Annotated in this window: 19 protein-coding genes; 8 read left to right on the top strand and 11 right to left on the bottom strand. The window is 74.1% G+C overall.

The features are described 5' to 3' along the window. Positions 1-67 precede the first annotated feature (67 nt). Both C2L58_RS49495 and C2L58_RS35125 read right to left on the bottom strand, forming a co-directional pair. Positions 68-229, bottom strand: coding sequence for a hypothetical protein (locus C2L58_RS49495; protein ID WP_158264216.1), 162 nt, complete (start codon positions 227-229; stop codon positions 68-70). Positions 230-276: 47 nt separating this feature from the next. Continuing rightward, complete coding sequence (locus tag C2L58_RS35125) at positions 277-708, bottom strand: hypothetical protein (protein WP_103341935.1); 432 nt, start codon at positions 706-708, stop codon at positions 277-279. Positions 709-772: 64 nt separating this feature from the next. Between C2L58_RS35125 and C2L58_RS35120 the strand changes: the two genes are divergently transcribed. Beyond that, positions 773-1,321 (top strand): MarR family winged helix-turn-helix transcriptional regulator, encoded by a 549-nt coding sequence (locus C2L58_RS35120; protein ID WP_103341934.1) that lies wholly within the window; start codon positions 773-775, stop codon positions 1,319-1,321. Here the strand turns inward: C2L58_RS35120 and C2L58_RS35115 are convergent. The 5 genes from C2L58_RS35115 to C2L58_RS35095 form a co-directional block, all read right to left on the bottom strand. Further along, positions 1,269-3,341 carry an iron ABC transporter permease gene (locus C2L58_RS35115; RefSeq protein WP_103341933.1) on the bottom strand — a complete coding sequence of 691 codons (2,073 nt, stop codon included), beginning with the start codon at positions 3,339-3,341 and terminating at the stop codon, positions 1,269-1,271. The genes C2L58_RS35120 and C2L58_RS35115 overlap by 53 nt on opposite strands. 2 nt (positions 3,342-3,343) lie before the next feature. Further along, a complete protein-coding gene (locus C2L58_RS35110) occupies positions 3,344-4,321 on the bottom strand; it encodes an ABC transporter substrate-binding protein (protein WP_103341932.1) in 978 nt (325 codons plus the stop codon). 33 nt (positions 4,322-4,354) lie between these two features. Further along, positions 4,355-5,191: an ABC transporter ATP-binding protein gene (locus C2L58_RS35105; protein WP_103341931.1), complete on the bottom strand. Its 837-nt coding sequence runs from the start codon at positions 5,189-5,191 to the stop codon at positions 4,355-4,357. A 98-nt stretch (positions 5,192-5,289) separates the two neighbouring features. Continuing rightward, positions 5,290-6,483 carry a hypothetical protein gene (locus C2L58_RS35100; RefSeq protein ID WP_103341930.1) on the bottom strand — a complete coding sequence of 398 codons (1,194 nt, stop codon included), beginning with the start codon at positions 6,481-6,483 and terminating at the stop codon, positions 5,290-5,292. A 101-nt stretch (positions 6,484-6,584) separates the two neighbouring features. After that, entirely contained in the window at positions 6,585-8,276 is a 1,692-nt protein-coding gene (locus C2L58_RS35095) for an alpha/beta fold hydrolase (protein ID WP_103341929.1), read from the bottom strand. 157 nt (positions 8,277-8,433) lie between these two features. Here C2L58_RS35095 and C2L58_RS35090 point away from each other — a divergent pair, with 157 nt between their 5' ends. Continuing rightward, positions 8,434-9,000, top strand: a complete 567-nt coding sequence (locus tag C2L58_RS35090; RefSeq protein ID WP_158264215.1) for an RDD family protein — start codon at positions 8,434-8,436, stop codon at positions 8,998-9,000. On the opposite strand, the gene C2L58_RS35085 is transcribed toward C2L58_RS35090, so the two are convergent. Further along, the gene (locus C2L58_RS35085; protein ID WP_199191611.1) at positions 8,881-9,531 is read right to left on the bottom strand and encodes a response regulator; all 651 of its coding nucleotides are present in this window, start codon (positions 9,529-9,531) and stop codon (positions 8,881-8,883) included. The genes C2L58_RS35090 and C2L58_RS35085 overlap by 120 nt on opposite strands. 16 nt (positions 9,532-9,547) lie before the next feature. Further along, positions 9,548-10,729, bottom strand: coding sequence for a sensor histidine kinase (locus C2L58_RS35080; protein WP_103341926.1), 1,182 nt, complete (start codon positions 10,727-10,729; stop codon positions 9,548-9,550). A gap of 135 nt (positions 10,730-10,864) precedes the next feature. Between C2L58_RS35080 and C2L58_RS35075 the strand changes: the two genes are divergently transcribed. Then, the gene (locus C2L58_RS35075) at positions 10,865-11,341 is read left to right on the top strand and encodes a hypothetical protein (protein ID WP_103341948.1); all 477 of its coding nucleotides are present in this window, start codon (positions 10,865-10,867) and stop codon (positions 11,339-11,341) included. Positions 11,342-11,396: 55 nt separating this feature from the next. Here the strand turns inward: C2L58_RS35075 and C2L58_RS35070 are convergent, their stop codons facing one another. Continuing rightward, entirely contained in the window at positions 11,397-11,924 is a 528-nt protein-coding gene (locus C2L58_RS35070; protein WP_103341925.1) for a MauE/DoxX family redox-associated membrane protein, read from the bottom strand. Positions 11,925-12,071: 147 nt separating this feature from the next. On the opposite strand from C2L58_RS35070, the gene C2L58_RS35065 reads away from it, so the two are divergent. From C2L58_RS35065 to C2L58_RS35050, 5 genes are read left to right on the top strand one after another with little or no spacing between them, the layout of a single operon-like run. Continuing rightward, positions 12,072-12,764 carry a hypothetical protein gene (locus C2L58_RS35065; protein WP_103341924.1) on the top strand — a complete coding sequence of 231 codons (693 nt, stop codon included), beginning with the start codon at positions 12,072-12,074 and terminating at the stop codon, positions 12,762-12,764. After that, a complete protein-coding gene (locus C2L58_RS35060; protein WP_103341923.1) occupies positions 12,761-13,285 on the top strand; it encodes a hypothetical protein in 525 nt (174 codons plus the stop codon). Before C2L58_RS35065 ends, C2L58_RS35060 begins: the two co-directional genes overlap by 4 nt. Next, on the top strand, positions 13,251-13,817 hold the full coding sequence (locus C2L58_RS35055) for a hypothetical protein (protein ID WP_103341922.1): 567 nt from the start codon (positions 13,251-13,253) through the stop codon (positions 13,815-13,817). Before C2L58_RS35060 ends, C2L58_RS35055 begins: the two co-directional genes overlap by 35 nt. Beyond that, positions 13,814-13,987: a hypothetical protein gene (locus C2L58_RS50035; protein WP_199191610.1), complete on the top strand. Its 174-nt coding sequence runs from the start codon at positions 13,814-13,816 to the stop codon at positions 13,985-13,987. Before C2L58_RS35055 ends, C2L58_RS50035 begins: the two co-directional genes overlap by 4 nt. Positions 13,988-14,005: 18 nt before the next feature. After that, positions 14,006-14,569, top strand: coding sequence for a hypothetical protein (locus C2L58_RS35050; RefSeq protein WP_103341921.1), 564 nt, complete (start codon positions 14,006-14,008; stop codon positions 14,567-14,569). Here the strand turns inward: C2L58_RS35050 and C2L58_RS35045 are convergent. Further along, the gene (locus C2L58_RS35045; protein ID WP_103341920.1) at positions 14,544-17,840 is read right to left on the bottom strand and encodes a S8 family serine peptidase; all 3,297 of its coding nucleotides are present in this window, start codon (positions 17,838-17,840) and stop codon (positions 14,544-14,546) included. The genes C2L58_RS35050 and C2L58_RS35045 overlap by 26 nt on opposite strands. Between the last annotated feature and the right edge of the window lie 157 nt (positions 17,841-17,997).

The following is a 17,997-nucleotide window of genomic DNA, read 5'->3' as shown; positions in this document are numbered from 1 at the left end:
AGAACCGGCCACAGCCGCCCCGCCCCGCCGGTCGGCGCCCTCAAGACCCCCGTTCGACACCAGCCACCTAGGAGCTGTCCGGTAGGGCATCGAGCCGGAGCACGAACTGGTTGAGCCGGTTGAAGCAGCGTTCGACCACGTTGCGCTGCCGGTAGGCCGCGGGATCCGAACGTCGGTGGTCGCCCGCCGCGGGCGCCTTCGGCCGCGCGGTGGGCGGCGCCGGTGCCACGTCCGCAATCCGAGCGAACGGCAGCTGGATCGCCTACCGGACAAGCCTCAGTCGGCCGTCCCGACCGCTTGGACGCCGCCGGGGGACGCGGCCAGGGTCGGGCGGAGTGCGGTGACGACCGCCGTGGTGACGACCAGGTGCATGAGCATCAGCCCGATGACGTTGGCGGCCGTGGCGCCCACGTTCAGCAGCATCAGGTCCGGCACCCAGGTGAGAACCAGGACCGCGGGGACGACCACGCGCAGCGCGTTCGGCGCCCGGCGGGCGATCACGAACCAGCCGACGGTGCCCAGCAGCAGCCCGATGGCGGTGGCCGGCAGGTAGGACGCGGGGGACAGGCCCATGCGGATCCCGCCGTCGTCGAGCGCCACCGCCCCGAGGGCGATCACGGTGTTCACCGCGGCCGCCGCCAACAGGGCGAAGCCGAGGCGGACGGCGGTGGTGGCGGTGGGGGCGGCCGGTTTGGCGGTGGTGAGCATCGCTCCTCCTTGGGTTTAACGTGCAACCCAAACGGTAGGTTGGGTTGCGTGTTAAAGTCAAGCCGTGCGTGACGACCAACCGTTTCCCCGGCTCGGCGAAGGCGAGCAGCGGGCGTGGCTCAACCTGGTGAAGGTCCTGCTGACGCTGCCGGGCGCGCTGGAGAGCCAGCTGCTGCGGGACGCCGACCTGACGCTGCTGGGCTACATGATCCTGGCGCGGCTCTCGATGATGCCGGGCGAATGCCTGCGGATGAGCCAGATCGCGGAGATGGCCAACGGGTCACTGCCGCGCATTTCGCACGCGGTGGCGCGCCTGGAGGACCGGGGCTGGGTGACGCGCGAGGTCTGCACCGGCCAGGGCCGCCGGTTCACGACCGCGACCTTGACCGACGCCGGCCGTGCGCATCTCGCCGCCTCCGCGCCCGCCCACGTCGCGATGGTCCGCCGGCTGGTGGTGGAGCCGCTGGGCGACGACTTCGTGGCGGTCGGTGACGCCGTGGGGCGGATCGTCGAGACCCTCGGGCTGCCCACGGAAGTGCTCAAACGCCGGGAGGAACCGGTCAGCGGGTCCGGTGGCGGTACAGGAGCCACCCGAAGTACGGCGCGCCGATGATCGCGGTCATCAGGCCGGCCGGGAGCTGCCCCGGGGCGATGACCGTGCGGCCGGCCGTGTCCGCCGCGCAGACCAGGATCGCGCCCAGCAACGCCGCCGCGGGCAGCAGGCGCGAGTGCCGGCTGCCCACGATCGCGCGGGCCGCGTGCGGGGCGACCAGCCCGACGAACGTCAGCACCCCGATGCCCGCGACCGCCGCGCCGGTCAGCAGGACGGCGCACGACAGCAGCAGCAACCGCGTCCGGGCCACCGGCACGCCCAGGACCCGTGGCGTCTCGTCGTCCAGCGACAGCAGGTCGAGCTCGCGCCGCAGGCGGACCAGCACCGGTGCCACCAGCAGCAGCGCCAGCGCCATCGGCACGAGGTGCGGGAACGTCCGCCCGTAGGTCGAACCGCCCAGCCAGGTCAGCGCCTTGGTCTCGTTCCACGGGTCGGACAGGGTGATCAGCAACGTCACCAGCGCCTGCGACGCCGCGTGCACGCCGAAGCCGATCAGCACCAGGCGTTCGCCGGCGAACCCGCCCCGGGCGGCCACGGCGAACACCACGGCCATCGCCACGGCGGCGCCCACGCCCGCGGACCCGGTCAGGGCCCGGAATCCGACGCCGGACACGCCCGTGAGCACGGCGACCGCGCCGAGGCCCGCCCCGCCGACGACGCCGATCATCCCCGGTTCGGCCAGCGGGTTGCGGGCGACCGCCTGGGTGAGCGTGCCACCCAGCGCCAGTGCCGCGCCCGCCAGCAGCGCGGCCACCACGCGGGGGACGCGGGTGTCCAGCACACCGGTGACGATCGGGCCCGCCTGGCCGCTCACCCAGTTGACGACGTCGCCCAGCAGCAGCTTCGCGTCGCCGAGCAGGACCGCGCCCACGGCGGCACCGGCCACCGCGAGCGCCAGCACGACGAGAACCACCCGGTACCGCAAAGCGCTCACGCCGGCTCGCGCGCCGGCCGCGGGCGGTGCGGCGGTCGCCGGACTGATCCGGGCCGTCCGGGCGAGGACCACGAGGAACAGCGCGCCGAGGATCGTCGTCACGACGCCCGTCGGTACCTCCAGGGCTCGTTGCGGGCCGACGAGCGCGCGCAGCAGCACGTCGGCGCCCAGCAGGAGAGCCGCGCCCAGGGCCGCGGAGCACGGGAGCAGCGCGGCGTGCCGGTGCAGGCCCGGCACCACCGACGCGAGCAGCCGGGCCACGGCCGGCGCGGCGAGGCCGACGAACCCGATCGGGCCGGCCAGGGTCACCGACGTCGCGGCCAGCAGCACGGCCAGGGTGATCGCGGCGAACCGGACCCGTCCGATGTGGACACCCAGCGTCCTGGCGTGGTCGTCGCCGACGTGGATCAGGTCGAGCCGCCGGGCCATGGCGAGCAGCGCGGCCAGCGCCACCCCGGCGACGGGACCGAGCGTGCGGAGGCCACCCAGCCCGTTCTGCTCCAGCGATCCCTCGCCCCAGGCGAAGAGACCGCGGGTTTCCTGGGCGTACAACAGCAGCAGGACCTGGGTCACGGAGATCAGGGCCAGCGCGATCGCGGTGCCCGCCAGCACCAGCCGCACGATCCCGGTGCCGCCCGTCCCGGACAGCGCGAGCACGAACACCGCCGCGGACAGCCCGCCCGCGAACGCGACCCCGGTCGCGCCGAGCAGGGGCAGCGAGACGCCGAACGCGGCCACGGCGACGACCGCCAGGTGCGCCCCGGCGTTGACGGCCAGCGTGTCCGGCGACGCCAAGGCGTTGCGGGACACCGACTGCAGCACCGCGCCGGCCACGCCGAGCGCGCCCCCGACGACCAGTGCCGCGAGCAGGCGCGGCAACCGCGACTCGACCACGACGGCGGCCGTGTCGCCGGTCCCGCCACCGAACACCAGCCGCAGCACGTCCGGCCCGGCCAGGTTCGCGGTGCCCTGCGTCAGGTGCACCGCCGAACCCAGCAGGATCAGCGCGGCGAGCGAGCAGCCGAGCAGCGCGAGCCGCCCGCGCCGCCGGACGGCGACCACGGGCGGCCCGGTCCGGGTGACCACCGCTATTTCTCGAGCGCGGCGACGGCCGCGTCGACGAACTGCGCCATGGACTTCGGGCCGCCGAACATCCACAGGGAATCCGGGAAGCGGTGCACCTTGCCGCTCTTGACGAACGGGAGGCTCGTCCAGATCGCGTTGCCCGCCAGCTGCTGCTGGTACGGGTCGCCGTCGGCGTTGTTGGCGATGTACCAGAACCGGACGTCGGGCAGCCGGGTCAGTCCCTCGACGTCGGCCTGCGCGAGGCCGTAGACCGCGTCGCCGTCCATCGGCCAGGCGGTCTCGAGGCCGAGGCGGCCGAACACGGCGGAGACCAGCGCGCCCTTGGTGTAGGGCCGGATGCTGACCGAGCCGGAGGTGACGTAGGCGTCGGAGAACGCGACTTTCTGCCCCAGGGCGCCCCGGTTCGCCACTTCGGCGCGGCCCGCGGCGAGCTTCTGCTCGAACTCGGCCTTCAGCTGGGCGGCCTTGGCCTCGGTACCGGTGGCCTTCGCGATCACGTCCAGCCCGGCGTACATCCCGGCGACCGGGTCCTGGGCGTTGCCCCCGTTGATGACGACGACCGGGACCTTCGCCTCGATCTGCTCGAGCGCGCCTTCGGTCACGCTGTCGGTGACGACCACCAGGTCGAGCCCCAGCGAGCCGAGCGTGTCGAGGCTCGGCTCACCGCGGGTGCCGATGTCCTTCGGCGTGCCGTCGAGCTTTTCCGCGCTGACCCACTGGCCGTAACCCTTGATGTCGGACACGCCGACCGGCATGACGCCGAGCGACACGAGGTGCTCGACGGCGTTCCACTCGGTCGCCGCGACGCGCTTGGCCGGGCCGGGCAGCCGCACTTCCTTGCCGCGCGAGTCGACGACCGTGACCGGGCCGGCGCCGCTCGTGGCGGCGGCGTTGTCCGTGGGCGCCTCGGTGGTCCCGCAGCCGGCCACGAAGAACGTGGCGGCCGCGGACAGGCCGAGGAGCAGCCGGGTGATCCGCATGTCTCTCCTGGGTTTTCGATGACGGCGCACCGGTCAGGCCGACGCGGTGCGCGCGCTGGTGTCGTTGAAGCGGCCGACCGCGCGGGTGTGGATCCGCCCGCCGGCCGGGTCGGGCACGACGTCCACGCGGATGCCGTAGGCGCGGGTGAGGTTTTCCGGGGTCAGCACGTCGGCGGGGGAGCCCTCGGCGGTGACCCGGCCGCCTTCGAGCAGCAGCACCCGGTCGGCGACCGCCGCGGCCTGGTCGAGGTCGTGCAGCACCACGCCGACCCCGACGCGGTGCCGGTCGGCGAGGTCGCGGACGACGTCGAGGATCTCGACCTGGTACCGCAGGTCGAGGAAGGTCGTGGGTTCGTCGAGCAGCAGCAGCCCGGTGTCCTGGGCCAGGCAGGCGGCGAGCCACACCCGCTGCGCCTGGCCGCCGGACAGCGCCTGCACCGGCCGGTCGGCGAGCGCGGACAGGCCGGTCAGCTCCATCGCCCGCGCGACGGCGGCGGGTCCCCCGGGGTCGCGGCCGCCCCACCGCGACCGGTGCGGGTGCCTGCCGAACTCGACCAGCTCCCGGACGCACACCCCGCCCGGCGCGGTCCGGTGCTGCGACAGCAGGGTGATCCGCCGGGCCACGTCCTTTCCGGACAGAGCACGCAGGTCGGCTCCGTCGGCGAAGGTGACCGAGCCGGCGACCGGCGGGTGCAGCCGGGCGAGCGCCCGCAGCAGGGTCGACTTCCCGCTGCCGTTCGGGCCGATCAGCGCGGTCACGGTCCCCGCGGCGAGGGAGACGGACGCGGCACGCACGACGACGTCGTTGCCGTAGGCGACGTCGACCTCACGGGCGTGCACACCGGGATCGGTGCGGTGGGGCAGGGACACACGAGGACAATAAGGTCAGCCTTACCTAACCTACAAGGTGGCGGACGGCACAATCCGGACGTTGCCCGCCCGAGGTGCGCTCCCGCAGCCGGGCTTCCTCAGTGTTCCGCGGCGCCCGCCGGAACACCGAGGAGCCGGCCGAGGTAGAGGTCCCTGGCCACGAGGCTCACCGCCAGGTGGTCGGCGAGCGGGTCGAAGAAGGCGCTGCGGTACTTGGCGTCGGTCACCGTCGACGCGGCGAAGTACAGGCCGGAGAACGCGGCGATGAACAAGGAGACCTGCAGCAGCTCCTGCGGTACCGGCAGCTGGATGCCGAACAGCGTGCCGCCGGCGGGGTCGCGGCCGATCCACGCCTTGATCACCGCGTGCTGCACCGCGACGATCCCGAACACCACGAAGAAGACGAACACCAGCGTGGCCAGGACGAACGTCTGCAGCACCTGGGTCAGGACCAGGACGAGGACCATGTTCGCCCGTTCCAGCTTCGTGAGCGGCGGCCGATCGGCGGGGACGTCGTCCGCCAGGAAGGCCGCCAGCGGGGTTTCGCGCAGCTTGTCGAGGCCGACCGGGGCGGCGCGCGACTGGGTCAGCCGGGTGACCTCGTCCTTGAGCATCGCGAGCAGGAAGACCACGGCGACCCCGGCCAGGAGCCCGGCGACCAGCCACATCCGCTCCCGCGGCAGGGCGGCGCCGACCTGCCAGATCTCCGTGGTGAAGAAGCCGAAGACGGTGAACAGCAGCAGGAGCGGCAGCGCCCGGCTGGTCAGTTCGCCGAGCAGCCGGGCTTGGCGGTAGGCGGCCCGCAGCGCCCAGCCGACGATCGAGCCGACCCCGGCGAACGCGGCCGCGAACAGCCCGGCCAGGATCGCGAGCTGGGTGAGCAGGCCGAGCGCCACCGCGTCGCCGTCGACGACCCGGTCGACGACGGGCACGACGACCACGAACAGGGCCGCCATGACCGCCGCGGGCACGGTCCCGCCGCGCTCGACCAGCTTGCGCCGCACCCACCGGGCGGTGAGCCAGGAGCCGAGGCCGGGACCGACGACCAGGCTCAGCAGCAGGCCGCTGTAGCCCAGCGCGAAGAGGCCGTTGTCCATCAGCCGGTCGAAGTCCGCGTCCGTTTCACCGTCCACAGCGGACAGTACGGCGGTCAGCACCCGCCAGCCCCCGATGAACACGACGGCCGGCGCGATGCGGACGAGCAGGTGGGCGGGCCGCCCCCGCACCACGGCGGGCAGCCCGCGCCGCCGGAACCACTGCTCGACGGCTTCGACGCCGCGTTCGTCCGCCATGTTCGCCTCCTGGTCGGCGCGGTCGCCGCCGGGATGCTAGCGCGCGGCCGGCCCCGGCCGGGGAGCCGGGCCGACCACGGACCACCTCCACGCGCTTCCGGTTACCTCTGCCGGTTCACCGCGCTGATCTCGTCCTGCACCCGCGTGCGCAAGGCCGCCGCGGCACCGGTCTGTCCCGCTTGGACGGACATCGCCGCACCGCGCACCGGGCCGGCGACCGGGTACACCTGGTCCTCGCCCGGGAGGGGCACGCCCGGACAAGTCGTCGCGCGCGGCCGGGAGTTCTTGACCAGGAACACGTTCACGAGACCGTCCACGCACGGGTTGCCCGCCAAGGCGTACTGCCCGTGGAACGGCGAGTCGTCCACCGACACCAGGGGGACGCCGGCCGCGCGGGCTCCCGCGGTCGCCTGCTCGTAGCCGGTCTGCGGGTCGAACTCGCCCTGCACGACCAGGATGTTCGCCGCCGCCTCGGGGGGCACGTCCGGGAGTTCGTGGCGTGGCTTGTCGGACCAGAAGCCGCACGTTTCGCCCAGGCCGTACGCCCAGCCGAACAGCGGGTACCGCGGGCCTTGCCGGTCGCTGAGCCGCTCGTACCAGGCCGCCGTGCGGGTGGGCTGGTCGCCGCACGCCACGGAGAAGCGGGTGCCGGGCCGCTGCGTGTAGTCCGGGGCGAGGTCCGCGGCCACCACGCGGTCCGTGGTCAGCTCGGCCGCCGGGACGCCGAACGTCGTGCGGGACACCGCGTCCAGGTCGCCGGAGAGGGCCGCCGGGTCCGCGGGCGGCGTTCCGTCGAGCGCCTGTGCGCCCAGGAGGAAGATCAGCGCGCCGAGCAGCCACCGGACGCGGCTGCCGTTGCCGACGAAGACGCCGTCGTAGGTGTCGGGGGCGAGGCCGTGCGTGCCGTAGTACGCGCGCACGCGCTCCCACTTCGCCTTGACCTCGGCGGCCGTGGAGCCCAGCTGGTCGGCGAAGTTCCGCGCGAGCCACGGCAGGTAGACGTCGTCGAACTGCCGCTGGTCGATGACGGGGAACGCTTCGAAGTCGGCCTGCAGCCGGCCTTCGAAGTCGACGCTGGAGTCGAGCACGGTCTTGCCGGTGTGCGCCGGGAACAGTGACGCGTACTTGGCGCCGAGCCACGTTCCGTAGGAGTAGCCGAGGTAGTTGAGCTTCTCGTCCCCGAGCAGGGTGCGGATCAGGTCCATGTCGTGCGCGGTCTGCCAGGTCGTGACGAACGGCGCGAGCGCGTCGCTCTGGCAGGCCTCGGCGATGGCCCGGGGGACCTGCTGGTGGGCCGCGATGCTCGCCGCGGAGCGGTCGCGGGCGTCGAGCGGTCCCGCCGGCAGGCGGCCGACCGGCACCTGGCACTGGAAGCCGTTGTCGTCGGTGCCCGCGTGGCCGGTGCCGCGGGGGTCCATGCCGACGAAGTCGTAGAGCTCGTTCACCGTCGGCTGCAGGGCGGCGAGCGCGCCCGCGAGCGGGGTGCCCTGGCCACCGGGACCGCCGGGGTTGAGCAGGATGGCGCCGTGCCGCTCGCCGGTCGCGGCGACCCGGCTGATCGACACCTCGAGCTCCGGCCCGGCGGCCGGGTCGGCCCAGTCGCGCGGGACCGTGACCCGGGCGCACTGCGCGGGCTTCTCCTCCGCGGCCGGCTTGAACGGGCAGTCGCCCCAGCTCAGCTGCTGGGTGGTGTACGGGGCGAGCGGGTCGGCGGCCGCGGCGGGCACGGAGGCGGCGAAGAGGGCGGCCGTCGCGGCCGCCAGTCCTTTCAATCCTGTCCGGGAGAGACGCACCGGGATCCTTCCGTCGGCGGGTGGGGTGCGCCCGAGCCTGGCCCGGCGGCGTCCGCCGGTGATCAGCCCGGAGGACGAACTCGCCGCGGCCGCCTCGGCCCCGGGTATGAGACGCACCCGGCGTGCGCCCGGCGGCCGCGGCGGAGATCATGGAGCCATGACCGGTTCCCGCCCGGGGCTGGGCGTCGTCGGGCGCCGCCTCGTGCAGTTCCTGCTGGACGAGCTGCTCGTCTTCGGGCCGATGCTGCTGCTCGCGATCGCGGTGGCCTGGCTGTTCCGCCCGCACGGCCCGGGACTGCTGACGTTCCTGGAGGTCGTCCTCTACACCATGCTGGCGCTGGACCTGGTGGGCCTGTGGTTCGTCACCGCGTGGTGGCCCTACCGGCACGGCGGCCAGACACCGGCGATGCGGTGGCTGCGCCTGCGGATCGTGACGCTCGAGGGCACGCACCCGTCGCTCGGCGCGTTCTTCGTCCGCCAGCTGCTGATGGTGGTCGACGGCTTCGCGTGGGGGCTGGCCGGGATCGTGGTGATGCTGGTGACCCGGCGGCGGCAGCGGTTCGGCGACGTCGTGGCGCGCACGGTCGTCGTGCGCGTCCCCCGGTCAGCGCACCAGGCCGCTTTCCCAGGCCCAGATGGCGATTTCGGTGCGGTTGCGGACGCCCAGCTTGCGCTTGGCCGCGCCGATGTGGGTCTTGACCGTGGGCATCGACACCACGAGTGAGCGGCAGATCTCGTCGTTCGTCTCGCCGCGCGCCACGGCCTTCACGACGTCGAGTTCGCGCGGGGTGAGCGGGTTTTCCGGCGGGGTGACGCGCCGGGGACCGCGGCGCGCGTAGTGCGCCAGCAACCGCGTGGTGATCGCGGGGGAGACCAGCGCCTCGCCGTGGGCGGCCGCGTGCACGGCCTCGACGAGCAGGTTCGGCCCGGCGTCCTTGAGCAGGAAACCGCAGGCACCGGCCCGCAGCGCCGCGTGCACGTTCTCGTCCAGCCCGAAGGTCGTCACCATCACGACGTGCAGGGGCTCGGGGACGTCCGGGCCGGCCAGCAGTTCCGTCGCCCGCAGCCCGTCCACGCCGGGCATCCGGATGTCCATCAGCGTCACGTCCGGGCGCAGCTGCCGGGCCAGGCGCACCGCCTGGTCGCCGTCCGCGGCTTCGCCGACGACCTCGATGTCCGGTTCGCCGTCGAGGATCAGCCGGAACCCCGCGCGGACCAGCGCCTGGTCGTCGGCGATCAGCACTCGCGTCGGCACCCGGTCTCCCCTCGGCTCAGCCCGGCCGGAGCGGCAGCCGCGCGACGACGCGCCAGCGCCGGCCCGCCGCCGGACCCGCCTGCACGGTACCGCCCACCGCGGCCACCCGCTCCGCCATCCCCAGCAGCCCGTAGCCGCCGCGGCGGGCGGCCCGGCCGGCGCCGTCGTTGACCACCTCGACCAGCAGCTCGCCCGGCGGCTCGTGGCGGACGAGCACCCGGACCTCGGCGGCTTCGGGTGCGTGCCGGCGGACGTTGGTGAGCGACTCGGTGAGCAGCCGGTGCGCGGTGGTGACGACTTCCGGCGCGACCTCGAGCCCGGCGAGGCCGGGGCCGACGTCCAAGTGGATGCGGTCGTCGTCGGGGACCGCGCGGTCCACGGCGGTGGCGAGGTCGGCGGGCGGGACGAAGAGGTCTTCGTCGCCGGTCCGCAGCGCTCCGACCAGCCGGCGCATCGCCGACAGGGCCGCGGCGCCCGCGGTTTCGAGCTCGGCGAACGTCGCGGTGTCGCCGCCGGTCCGCTCGGCGACGCGGTGCGCGGCCTGGACGCGCACGACGATGCCGCCGATCTGGTGGGCGACGAGGTCGTGCAGCTCCCGGGCCAGCCGCAGCCGCTCGGCGGTGCGGAGTTCGAGCACCTCCACGCGGTGGCGGACGTCGGCGTCGCGCAGGACCAGGCCGCCGGCCAGCGCGCCGCCCCAGGCGACGGCGGCACCGGCGGCGTAGAGCGCGGACGTCGTTTCGGCGCCGTAGCGCAGGATCGGGGCGAGGGTCGCCGCGCAGCCACCGAGGATCGCCTGCGCGGTGGCCGCCCTCGGGGACAGCCGGTGGCAGCACGCCCCGACCATCAGCGCCAGCGCGAGAGCTTCGGCCGCACCCGGCTGCGGCGGCAGCCGGGCGCCCGTCGTGGCGAGCGCGGCGGCGACGGCCGTGCCCAGCAGCGACAAGCCGGACACGGCGGTGGCCAGACCGGCGATGTGGCCGGGAAACCGGCGGCGCAGCACGGCCAGCAGCGCCACCACCGGGCCGACCCCGGGCGCGAACTCGATGGCGACCGTGGCGAGCTGCCCCTGTCCGGGACCGGCCCGGGCCGCGACGACGGTGTCGAGGACGACCAGTGCCCCGAGGACGACCGCCTCGGCCACGAGCGGGCCACGGCGGCCGGTCCACGGGATCCGCGGGTGGCCGGCGAAGGTCATCCGCCGATGGTGCCGCACCGCGCGGCCGCGCGCCCCCCGCACCGGGCGAAACTCCTACCCGGGTACGAGACGGCGGTGCGCATCTCGTACCGGCGGCCGATCGCGCCGCGGTGGTTCCGCGGAAGACTCGGGCCGATGGACGATCGAAGCGAACAGATCCCGATGCGGGAGGCCGGTTCCCGCGGGACGCGGCCCGTCGAGGGCACGATCGAGGGCTTGCCGGGCTGGTACTTCGTGCTCGTCGGGCTGCTGGTGGCGAGCAATGACCTGAGCCGGCAGTTCAGCGACCGGTACGGCTGGGTCGCGCTGCTGCCGCTGGTGCTCGTGGCGGTGCACCTGACGCTGTGGTTCACCCTGTTGTCCCGCCGGCGGCGGTACCTGCGTTCGGTGTGGCGGAGCAAGCAGGCGCTCGCGCTCGTCGCCGTGCTGTTCACGGTGCGGCTGCTGCTCCAGTTCGGGCTCGCGAAGCTGACCGACGAAGCCGCGCCGCTGCACAGCTACACGCACCTGGTCATCGGGCTGGTGATGCTCGTCGTGACCACGGTCGGGGCGTGGTTCGACCAGTGGCTCGTCCTGCGCGTGGTGAACCGGGACGCGGACCGCCGACGGTGATTTTCCGGCCAACCGTCGTCGATTTCTTCCCGGGCTTCCGGAAACGGTAAAAGAATCATCGGAAAGCGCGGCCGGATTTTCGGCCGCCGGCTTCGCGCCACGCCGGAATCAGGTGGTTCGCCATCGCCAGGACCACCCCGGCGGCCACGCACGCCCCCCGGTCCGGGGCCGCCGCGGGCGCCCCGAGAACCACGCACCCGGCGCTGCCCGCGGCGAGCGCGACCGCCCGGGCCACCACCGCCCACGACACCGCCGCCGTCCCGAAACACCCGCACGGCACACCGGCCCGGCGCGTCCGCAGCACCGCCGCGTAACCCGCGAAAGCGCAGTACAGGGCCGTTTGTGCGACGGCGGGCGGGACCACGGCCGCCGGCTCGGTGAGCAGCGAGGCGAGCGTCGCCGTGCCCACGAGGACCTCGGCGCCGGCGGCCGGCGCGGCCACGAACGGCGGCAGCAGGCGGTGGGCGCGCAGCACCGCCCGGTGCTCCCGGGGCCGCGCCGCGTGGGCCACGCCGGCCACCGCGAGCAGGATCGCCCCGAACGCCGTCAGCGCGGTCATCGCCGCGGACCAGAAGGGGTGCACGGACCCACTGTATTCGCGGACACCGCAATAGTGGACAGAAGTACCGTCCCCGTTCGGAGCAATCCGAGAACCGTTGGAAAACGATCGTGGCCACCGCGGAATCCGTCGGCTAGTCTCACCGGGGCGATTCCGGGAATCGGAGGTCTCATGGCGACACAACGGCTGCGATTGGTGGCGCCGGGCGGCGATCGGGTGACCGTGGGCCTGCCCGCGGCGGCCCCCGTTTCCCACGTGGTGGCCGGTGTCCGGTTCGTCGGCGGTTCGTACGGCACCGGATTCCAGATCGGGCCGCGCGGCTACCACGATTTCGCGTGCACGCACGTCGCCCCGGCCGAAACCCGGGAGCGCCTGGTCGTGCACGGCCGGGAGGTGGCCGTCGCCGAAGCCCGTGACGGGCAGTCGTCCGTGGCCACCCTGTTCGGCGCCTACCACGAGCTGATGACGGTGTACGCGGGCCCGGCGCCCCGCCGCGAGCGCGTGCTGGCCCTGTTCGGCTCGCTGCGGATCGGAGACCACGTCGACGGCATGACCGTCGTGCCCCGCGCGGAGACGCTGCTGGACCCGATGAACGAACACTTCGTGGTCGTGGTCAAGGACCACGGTTCGCTCTCCATCCCCACGCCGCGCCAGGCCGCCGCGCTGATCCCGCGGCACGCGGGCGCGCGCACGCGCTACGGCGAGGTCTGGAAGGCCGGGTACGCGAAGGAGTCCGCGCGCTCGTTCGTCCTCGGCTGCCCGGCGGGCCTGGCCGAGGTCCACCTCGCGACCACGGCGGCGAAGACCGAACGCGAACGGCTCGACTGGCTCGACGGGATCGACATCGCCTGGGACCGCCGGTGACCCCGTCGATCGCGGTCACGCTCCTCACGTGGGCGGCGATCATCCTGCTGTTCTTCGGGTTGGCGGCCGTCCTGCGCGAAGTCCGCCTGCTGCGCGGGGTGGTCACCCGGACCACGGACGGCTTCGTGGCCGCGCCGCCCGATCTGGTGCTGGGCCCGCGGTTCGCCGGGGACGGCGGCCGGATCGTGGCGGCGGTCGATTCGGGCTGCCCGCTGTGCCTGACGGTGGTCGAGCGGCTGGCCGGGCTCGGCGCGGACGCGACCCTGCTGACCCACGAACCCCTGACGACGTGGGCGGACCTGGCCCACGGCCTGCCGGTGATCAGCGACGGCGAGGCGTGGCGTTCGGTTTCCCACCTCGCGCCACCGGTGCTGATGTCGCTCGACGGGACCGGCCGCGTCCGCCGGATGCTGCTCCCGGTCCGCGCGGCCGAAGTGGACACGGCACTGGCCGGCTGGGCCGGCCCGAAGGAAGGAGGCGAGACCGGTGACCCTGGAGTTGGCGCACATTCCCGACTTTGACCGCCCCGGCCCGGCGGCCGAGCCCACCCGCGCGGGGCGGAAGCTGACGGCCCGCGGCACGCGCAGGACGTTCCTGCGCGCGGTGACGCTCGGGGCGTTGACGATCGGCGCGACCGCGCTCGACTGGTCCGGCCTGTCCCGTGTCCGGAAGGCGAACGCCGAGTCCAGCCCGTACGGCATGCCGGGCTTCGACCGCAACGACTGCCGGGACGCCTACCCCACCGGCTACGCCGAACTGACCGACACCAGCGGCACCTACGTCAACACCTACGCCGCGTGCTTCGGCGGGTTCTGGCGGGGGAGCACCTACTGCGAAGCGGGCTGGCACAAGTACGGCACCTGGAACGAGGGCGGCATCCAGGTCGACCACCAGCCGGTGGCCAACACGTGCGGCCAGTTCGTGGGCAAGAACGCGTGGCGGTGGACGACGCCGGACATGAAGGTCTACCGCTGCTCCGACGGCTTCTCCACCTTCTGGGGTGGCGGCTACACCGGCCAGACGTACCTGACGATCTGCCGCGCCGCCCTGTGACCGAAGGGATCGCGCGGCGCCGGTGGCACCCGGTGACGCTCGCCGCCGGGCTCGCGCTGGCCGCGGCCGCGGTGACGATCGCGCTGGTGGTCGCGCCGGGCCGGCTGCTGCCGGGCGCGTGGCTCGTCCTGTGCGCGGCCGCCGGGTTCGCCACCAGCGGCTCCAGTTGAAGCCGGAACTCGGCCTTCGTGCTGAGCTCGCCGGTCTGGCGAGGCACTCCGACACTGGCGTTCTGCGCCGGGCTCGTCTGCGGCGGCGCCCTGAGCGCGCTCGTCCTGACCGTGGCGGGTTCCCTGCTGCGCGCCCCGCTTCCGGCGCTTCTGTGCTGGGCCGTGGTGGCCGCGGCGCTGGGTGCGGTGCTGCTGCGCGAAACGGGGGTGTGGTCCTTCCGGCTGCCCGAAAACCGCCGGCTGGTGCCGGACACGGTGTTCCGCCTCGGCCGCCACCTCGGCCCGCTGCAGTTCGGCTTCGAGATGGGCACCGGGGCGCGCACCTACCTGCCCAGCGGCCTGCCGTACGTCGCCGCGATCGCCGTGGCCCTCACGGCTTCGCTGCCCGCGGCGTTGTGCGCGGGCGCGGGGTTCGGGCTCGGCCGGGCGTTGATGACGACGGCGAACCTGCGCTACGACGGCGAAAGCGGCTGGGACGGCGAATGGCGGGCCCACGGCCGGAAGCTCAAGCTCCTGACCGGGGCCGCCTTCGCCGGCCCGCTCGCCGCCGTCGCCGTCACGGTGTTGTCTGGTACGCCCTGATCACCGTCTGGGTGACGGCGTTGCCGTCGGTGTCCCGGGCGGTGATCCGCAGCGACACGAACCCTCCGCCCGGCGGGTTGTGCACCACCGCGAGCCCGCCGTTGCCGAGGCGGGCGGTGGGCGTGGACGTCCACTTCGCACCGTCGTCCGTGGACGTCTCGACGCGCAGGTCCGCCAGCCGGAACTCGCCCGCGCCCGGCTGCCGCTGGGCGGTCAGCGCGAGCACGAACGGCTTCCCGGCCGGGGCGCGGCTCTGGTCGTCGACCGCGCCTTCGGCCCGGACCACCAGCAGCGGCAACGGTTTCGCCGGTGCCGCCGCCCCCGGCTCCCGGAACGTCCAGGCCACGTCCACCGCGGTACCGACCACCGACCACGGCACGCTGCGCGTGGCCACGGACCGCAGGGTGTAGGTCCCCGCGGCGTCCGGCATGGTCAACGCCCCGAAGGCCGGGCTCGGCGTGGCGGCCAGCGCGACGCCGTCGCGCGAAAGCGTCGCCGAGCCGGTGAGGCCTCCTGGCGGCGAGGTGTACTGCTCCGGGTCGCTGCCCGAGACCAGCGGGATCGCGTACGTCAGCAGGTTTCCGGCGCGAACCACCCCCCAGCCGTCCTGTGGTGCGCCGAACGCGGGCCCGACCGGGGCGCGGTTCCAGCCGGAGTGCTGCGGCCCGGGCCGGTAGGTCCGGTACGAGTAGTTGCTTTCCGCGTCGGTCAGCGGGTCCGGGTACACCGCCAGGAGGTGCTGCCAGCTCACCCCGGTCGTGTAGTACTCGGTGCGCCGGCTCGGCAGCGCTTGCGCCGCGACCTGGTAGGTCCCGCTGTCGGCGCCCGGGAACCCGAACGTGACGTCGTCGAGGCGCAGGCTCCCGGCCGGTTTCCCCTGGGTGTGGTAGCGGGCGTCGACCACCGCGAGGTCCCGGTCGCGCACCCGGAACACGGGATCGGCCGGCACGCGGCCGCGCTCGAGCAGCGCCAGCTGGTAGACGTACCCGTTCGGATCCACCCCGGGTGGCCGGGCGGCCAGCGTCGCCCGGAAGTACAGCGCGTAGGTGTGGTCGGTGACCTCGCGGTCCGAACCCACCGCGTACAGCTCGGTGCCCGGCTGGGCGATCCAGGCGAGCGTGTTCGTGCGGGTCCCGCCCGGATTTCCGGACACCAGGCCCAGTTCGCCGCCCTGCAGCCGTGCGTCGGGCCGATCGACCGCCGCCCGCAGCGGTTTGCCCGCCCGGGCGTCCAAAGTGAACGAAACGTCACCGGTCACCGGCTGGCCGGGCCGCGACAGCAGGGTCACGGCGGCGGGCCGGGTCTGGCCCGACGGGTCCCCGGACACGTCGAACGCGTTGAGGTCGTAGCGCCCCTTGGGTACCCGGACCACGGCCGTGCCGTCGGCGCGGAACGGCCGGACGCCGAACGCGGCTCCCGTCGCGGTGTCGACGAGCGTGGCGACCCCCGCGGTGAACCGCCCGTCCCGGCCGATCAGCCGCACGGACACGTCGTAGCTTTCCGCCTCCAGGAAGGCGCCGAGCGCGGTCTGCACGGTGATCCCGGGCGCCGTCGCGGTCAGCCGGGCGCCGTGCTGCCCGGCCGTGGCCGTGCCCGCTTGAAGGGTGACACCGACGTCGGCATCGCCGTGCGCGGGGACGACCACGGACGGCACCGAAGGCGTGAACAGCGACGCCGTCGTGGTGAGGGCCAGGGACACGGCCGTGTCGCCGTCGTTGTGGTAGGTCACGGTTTTCGTGACGGGTCGCGTGCGCGGCCAGGCGACGAAGCCGTAGCCGAGGCTGCCGGTGGTGGCGGTGACCTGCTGGGTGACCGCGCGCCCGGCGTCCACCCGGCCGGCGCCCTGCTCGGTGACGTCGGCGGTGGGGGTGGCGGTGCTCGTCAACGTCGTCTTGAGCCGGCCGGCGAGCCAGTCCGGGTGCCGCTGGACCAGCAGGGCCGCCGAACCGGCGACGTGCGGCGCCGCCATCGACGTCCCGGAAAGCCGGGCGTAGTTGTCGTCGACCGGAGCGGTGTCGCCGTCGCGCGTGCCCTCGGCCCGGGCCGAGACGATGCCTTCGCCCGGCGCCGCGATGTCGGGCTTGACCGCGTAGTCGCCGAGCCGCGCGCCCCGGTTGGAGAACGAGCTGGTGGTGTCCTGCGCCGACACGCTGCCGACGGCCAGCGCCGCATCCGCCGCGGCGGGCGCGACCACCGGTCCCGGCTCGGGCAGGTCGAGCGAGCGGTCGTTGCCGGCCGCGGCGACGAACAAGGTGCCGTACCGGCTGGTCAGCGCGTTCACCGCCTGGGACACCGGATCGGTGCCGTCGGTCGTGTCGCCGCCCAGGCTCAGGTTGACCACGCGGGCCTTCGGCGCGATCCACTCCATGCCGGCGATCACCGCGGATTCCGGGCAGCCGTAGGCGACGCAGACCTTGCCGCTGATCAGCCGGGCGTCCGGCGCCACCCCGCGGTAGCGCCCACCGGAGGCCGCGCCGGTGCCGGCGATGATGCCGGCGACGTGCGTGCCGTGCCCCAGGTCGTCGCCCGCGTCCGGCCGGGTCCCGGTGAAGTCCTGCGCTTCCACGACTTTGCCGGCGAGATCGGGGTGGTCGGCCCGGACGCCGGTGTCGAGCACGCCGACCGTGACGCCGCGGCCCGTGTAGCCCGCCTGCCACGCGGCCGGGGCGCCGATCTGCGGCACGCTGACGTCGAGTGCCGGGGTGGCCAGGCCGTCCAGCCACACCCGGCCGATCCCGGCCCGCAGCGCGGACCCGGCGGTGAGCCAGGTCCAGAACTCCGTGCCCCGGCGCCGGTCCTGGCGCAGGGCGGTGCCGCGCACGCTCGGCAGCTCCCGGACGGCGGTGGTGGCGGGCGGCGCGGCCGCGGGGGAGCCGGCGGACGACGTGACGATCAGGGGGAGGCTCCCCGCCGGGTCGCCGAGGTGCTGCCGCAGCAGTTCGGAAATGTCGAACAGCCGGGAATCGAGCCGGCCGGAGGCCACCAGCGCCAACGCGTCCGACGGCACCACGGTGATGTCGCCGGGCTTCGCGGGTGTGTGCGTTTCACGAAAGAAACCGATCCGCTCGCGGCCCGGGCCGGGTTCGACCGTGACCGTGTTTTCCCCGCGCAAATTCGGCAGTACCCGCACCCGGTCGCCGGTGATCAGCGTGACGGATTGGCCCGAATCGCGGGAGGCGCCGGGTGTGGCGGCCGGTTCCGCCGCCGCCGAAACGGGCAGTGACCAGCCCGCTACCACCACGGCCGCCAGTGCCAGCTGTCTTCGATGCATGTCAGGGCCCTCCGGCTGAGATCGTTTTCCCCCGGATTTCGTCTCGGCAAATGCGAGCGGGAAAAACAGCCGCGCGGTCGCCGCGGTCACGTTAACACCGGCCCGGGTGGGCCGGGCAATACGTCATTTCCGTGAACCAACAACCGACAATTGATCA

The sequence above is a fragment of the Amycolatopsis sp. CA-126428 genome, assembly GCF_002904335.1.
GTDB lineage: Bacteria > Actinomycetota > Actinomycetes > Mycobacteriales > Pseudonocardiaceae > Amycolatopsis.
This window is presented reverse-complemented; position numbering and strand designations above follow the sequence as displayed.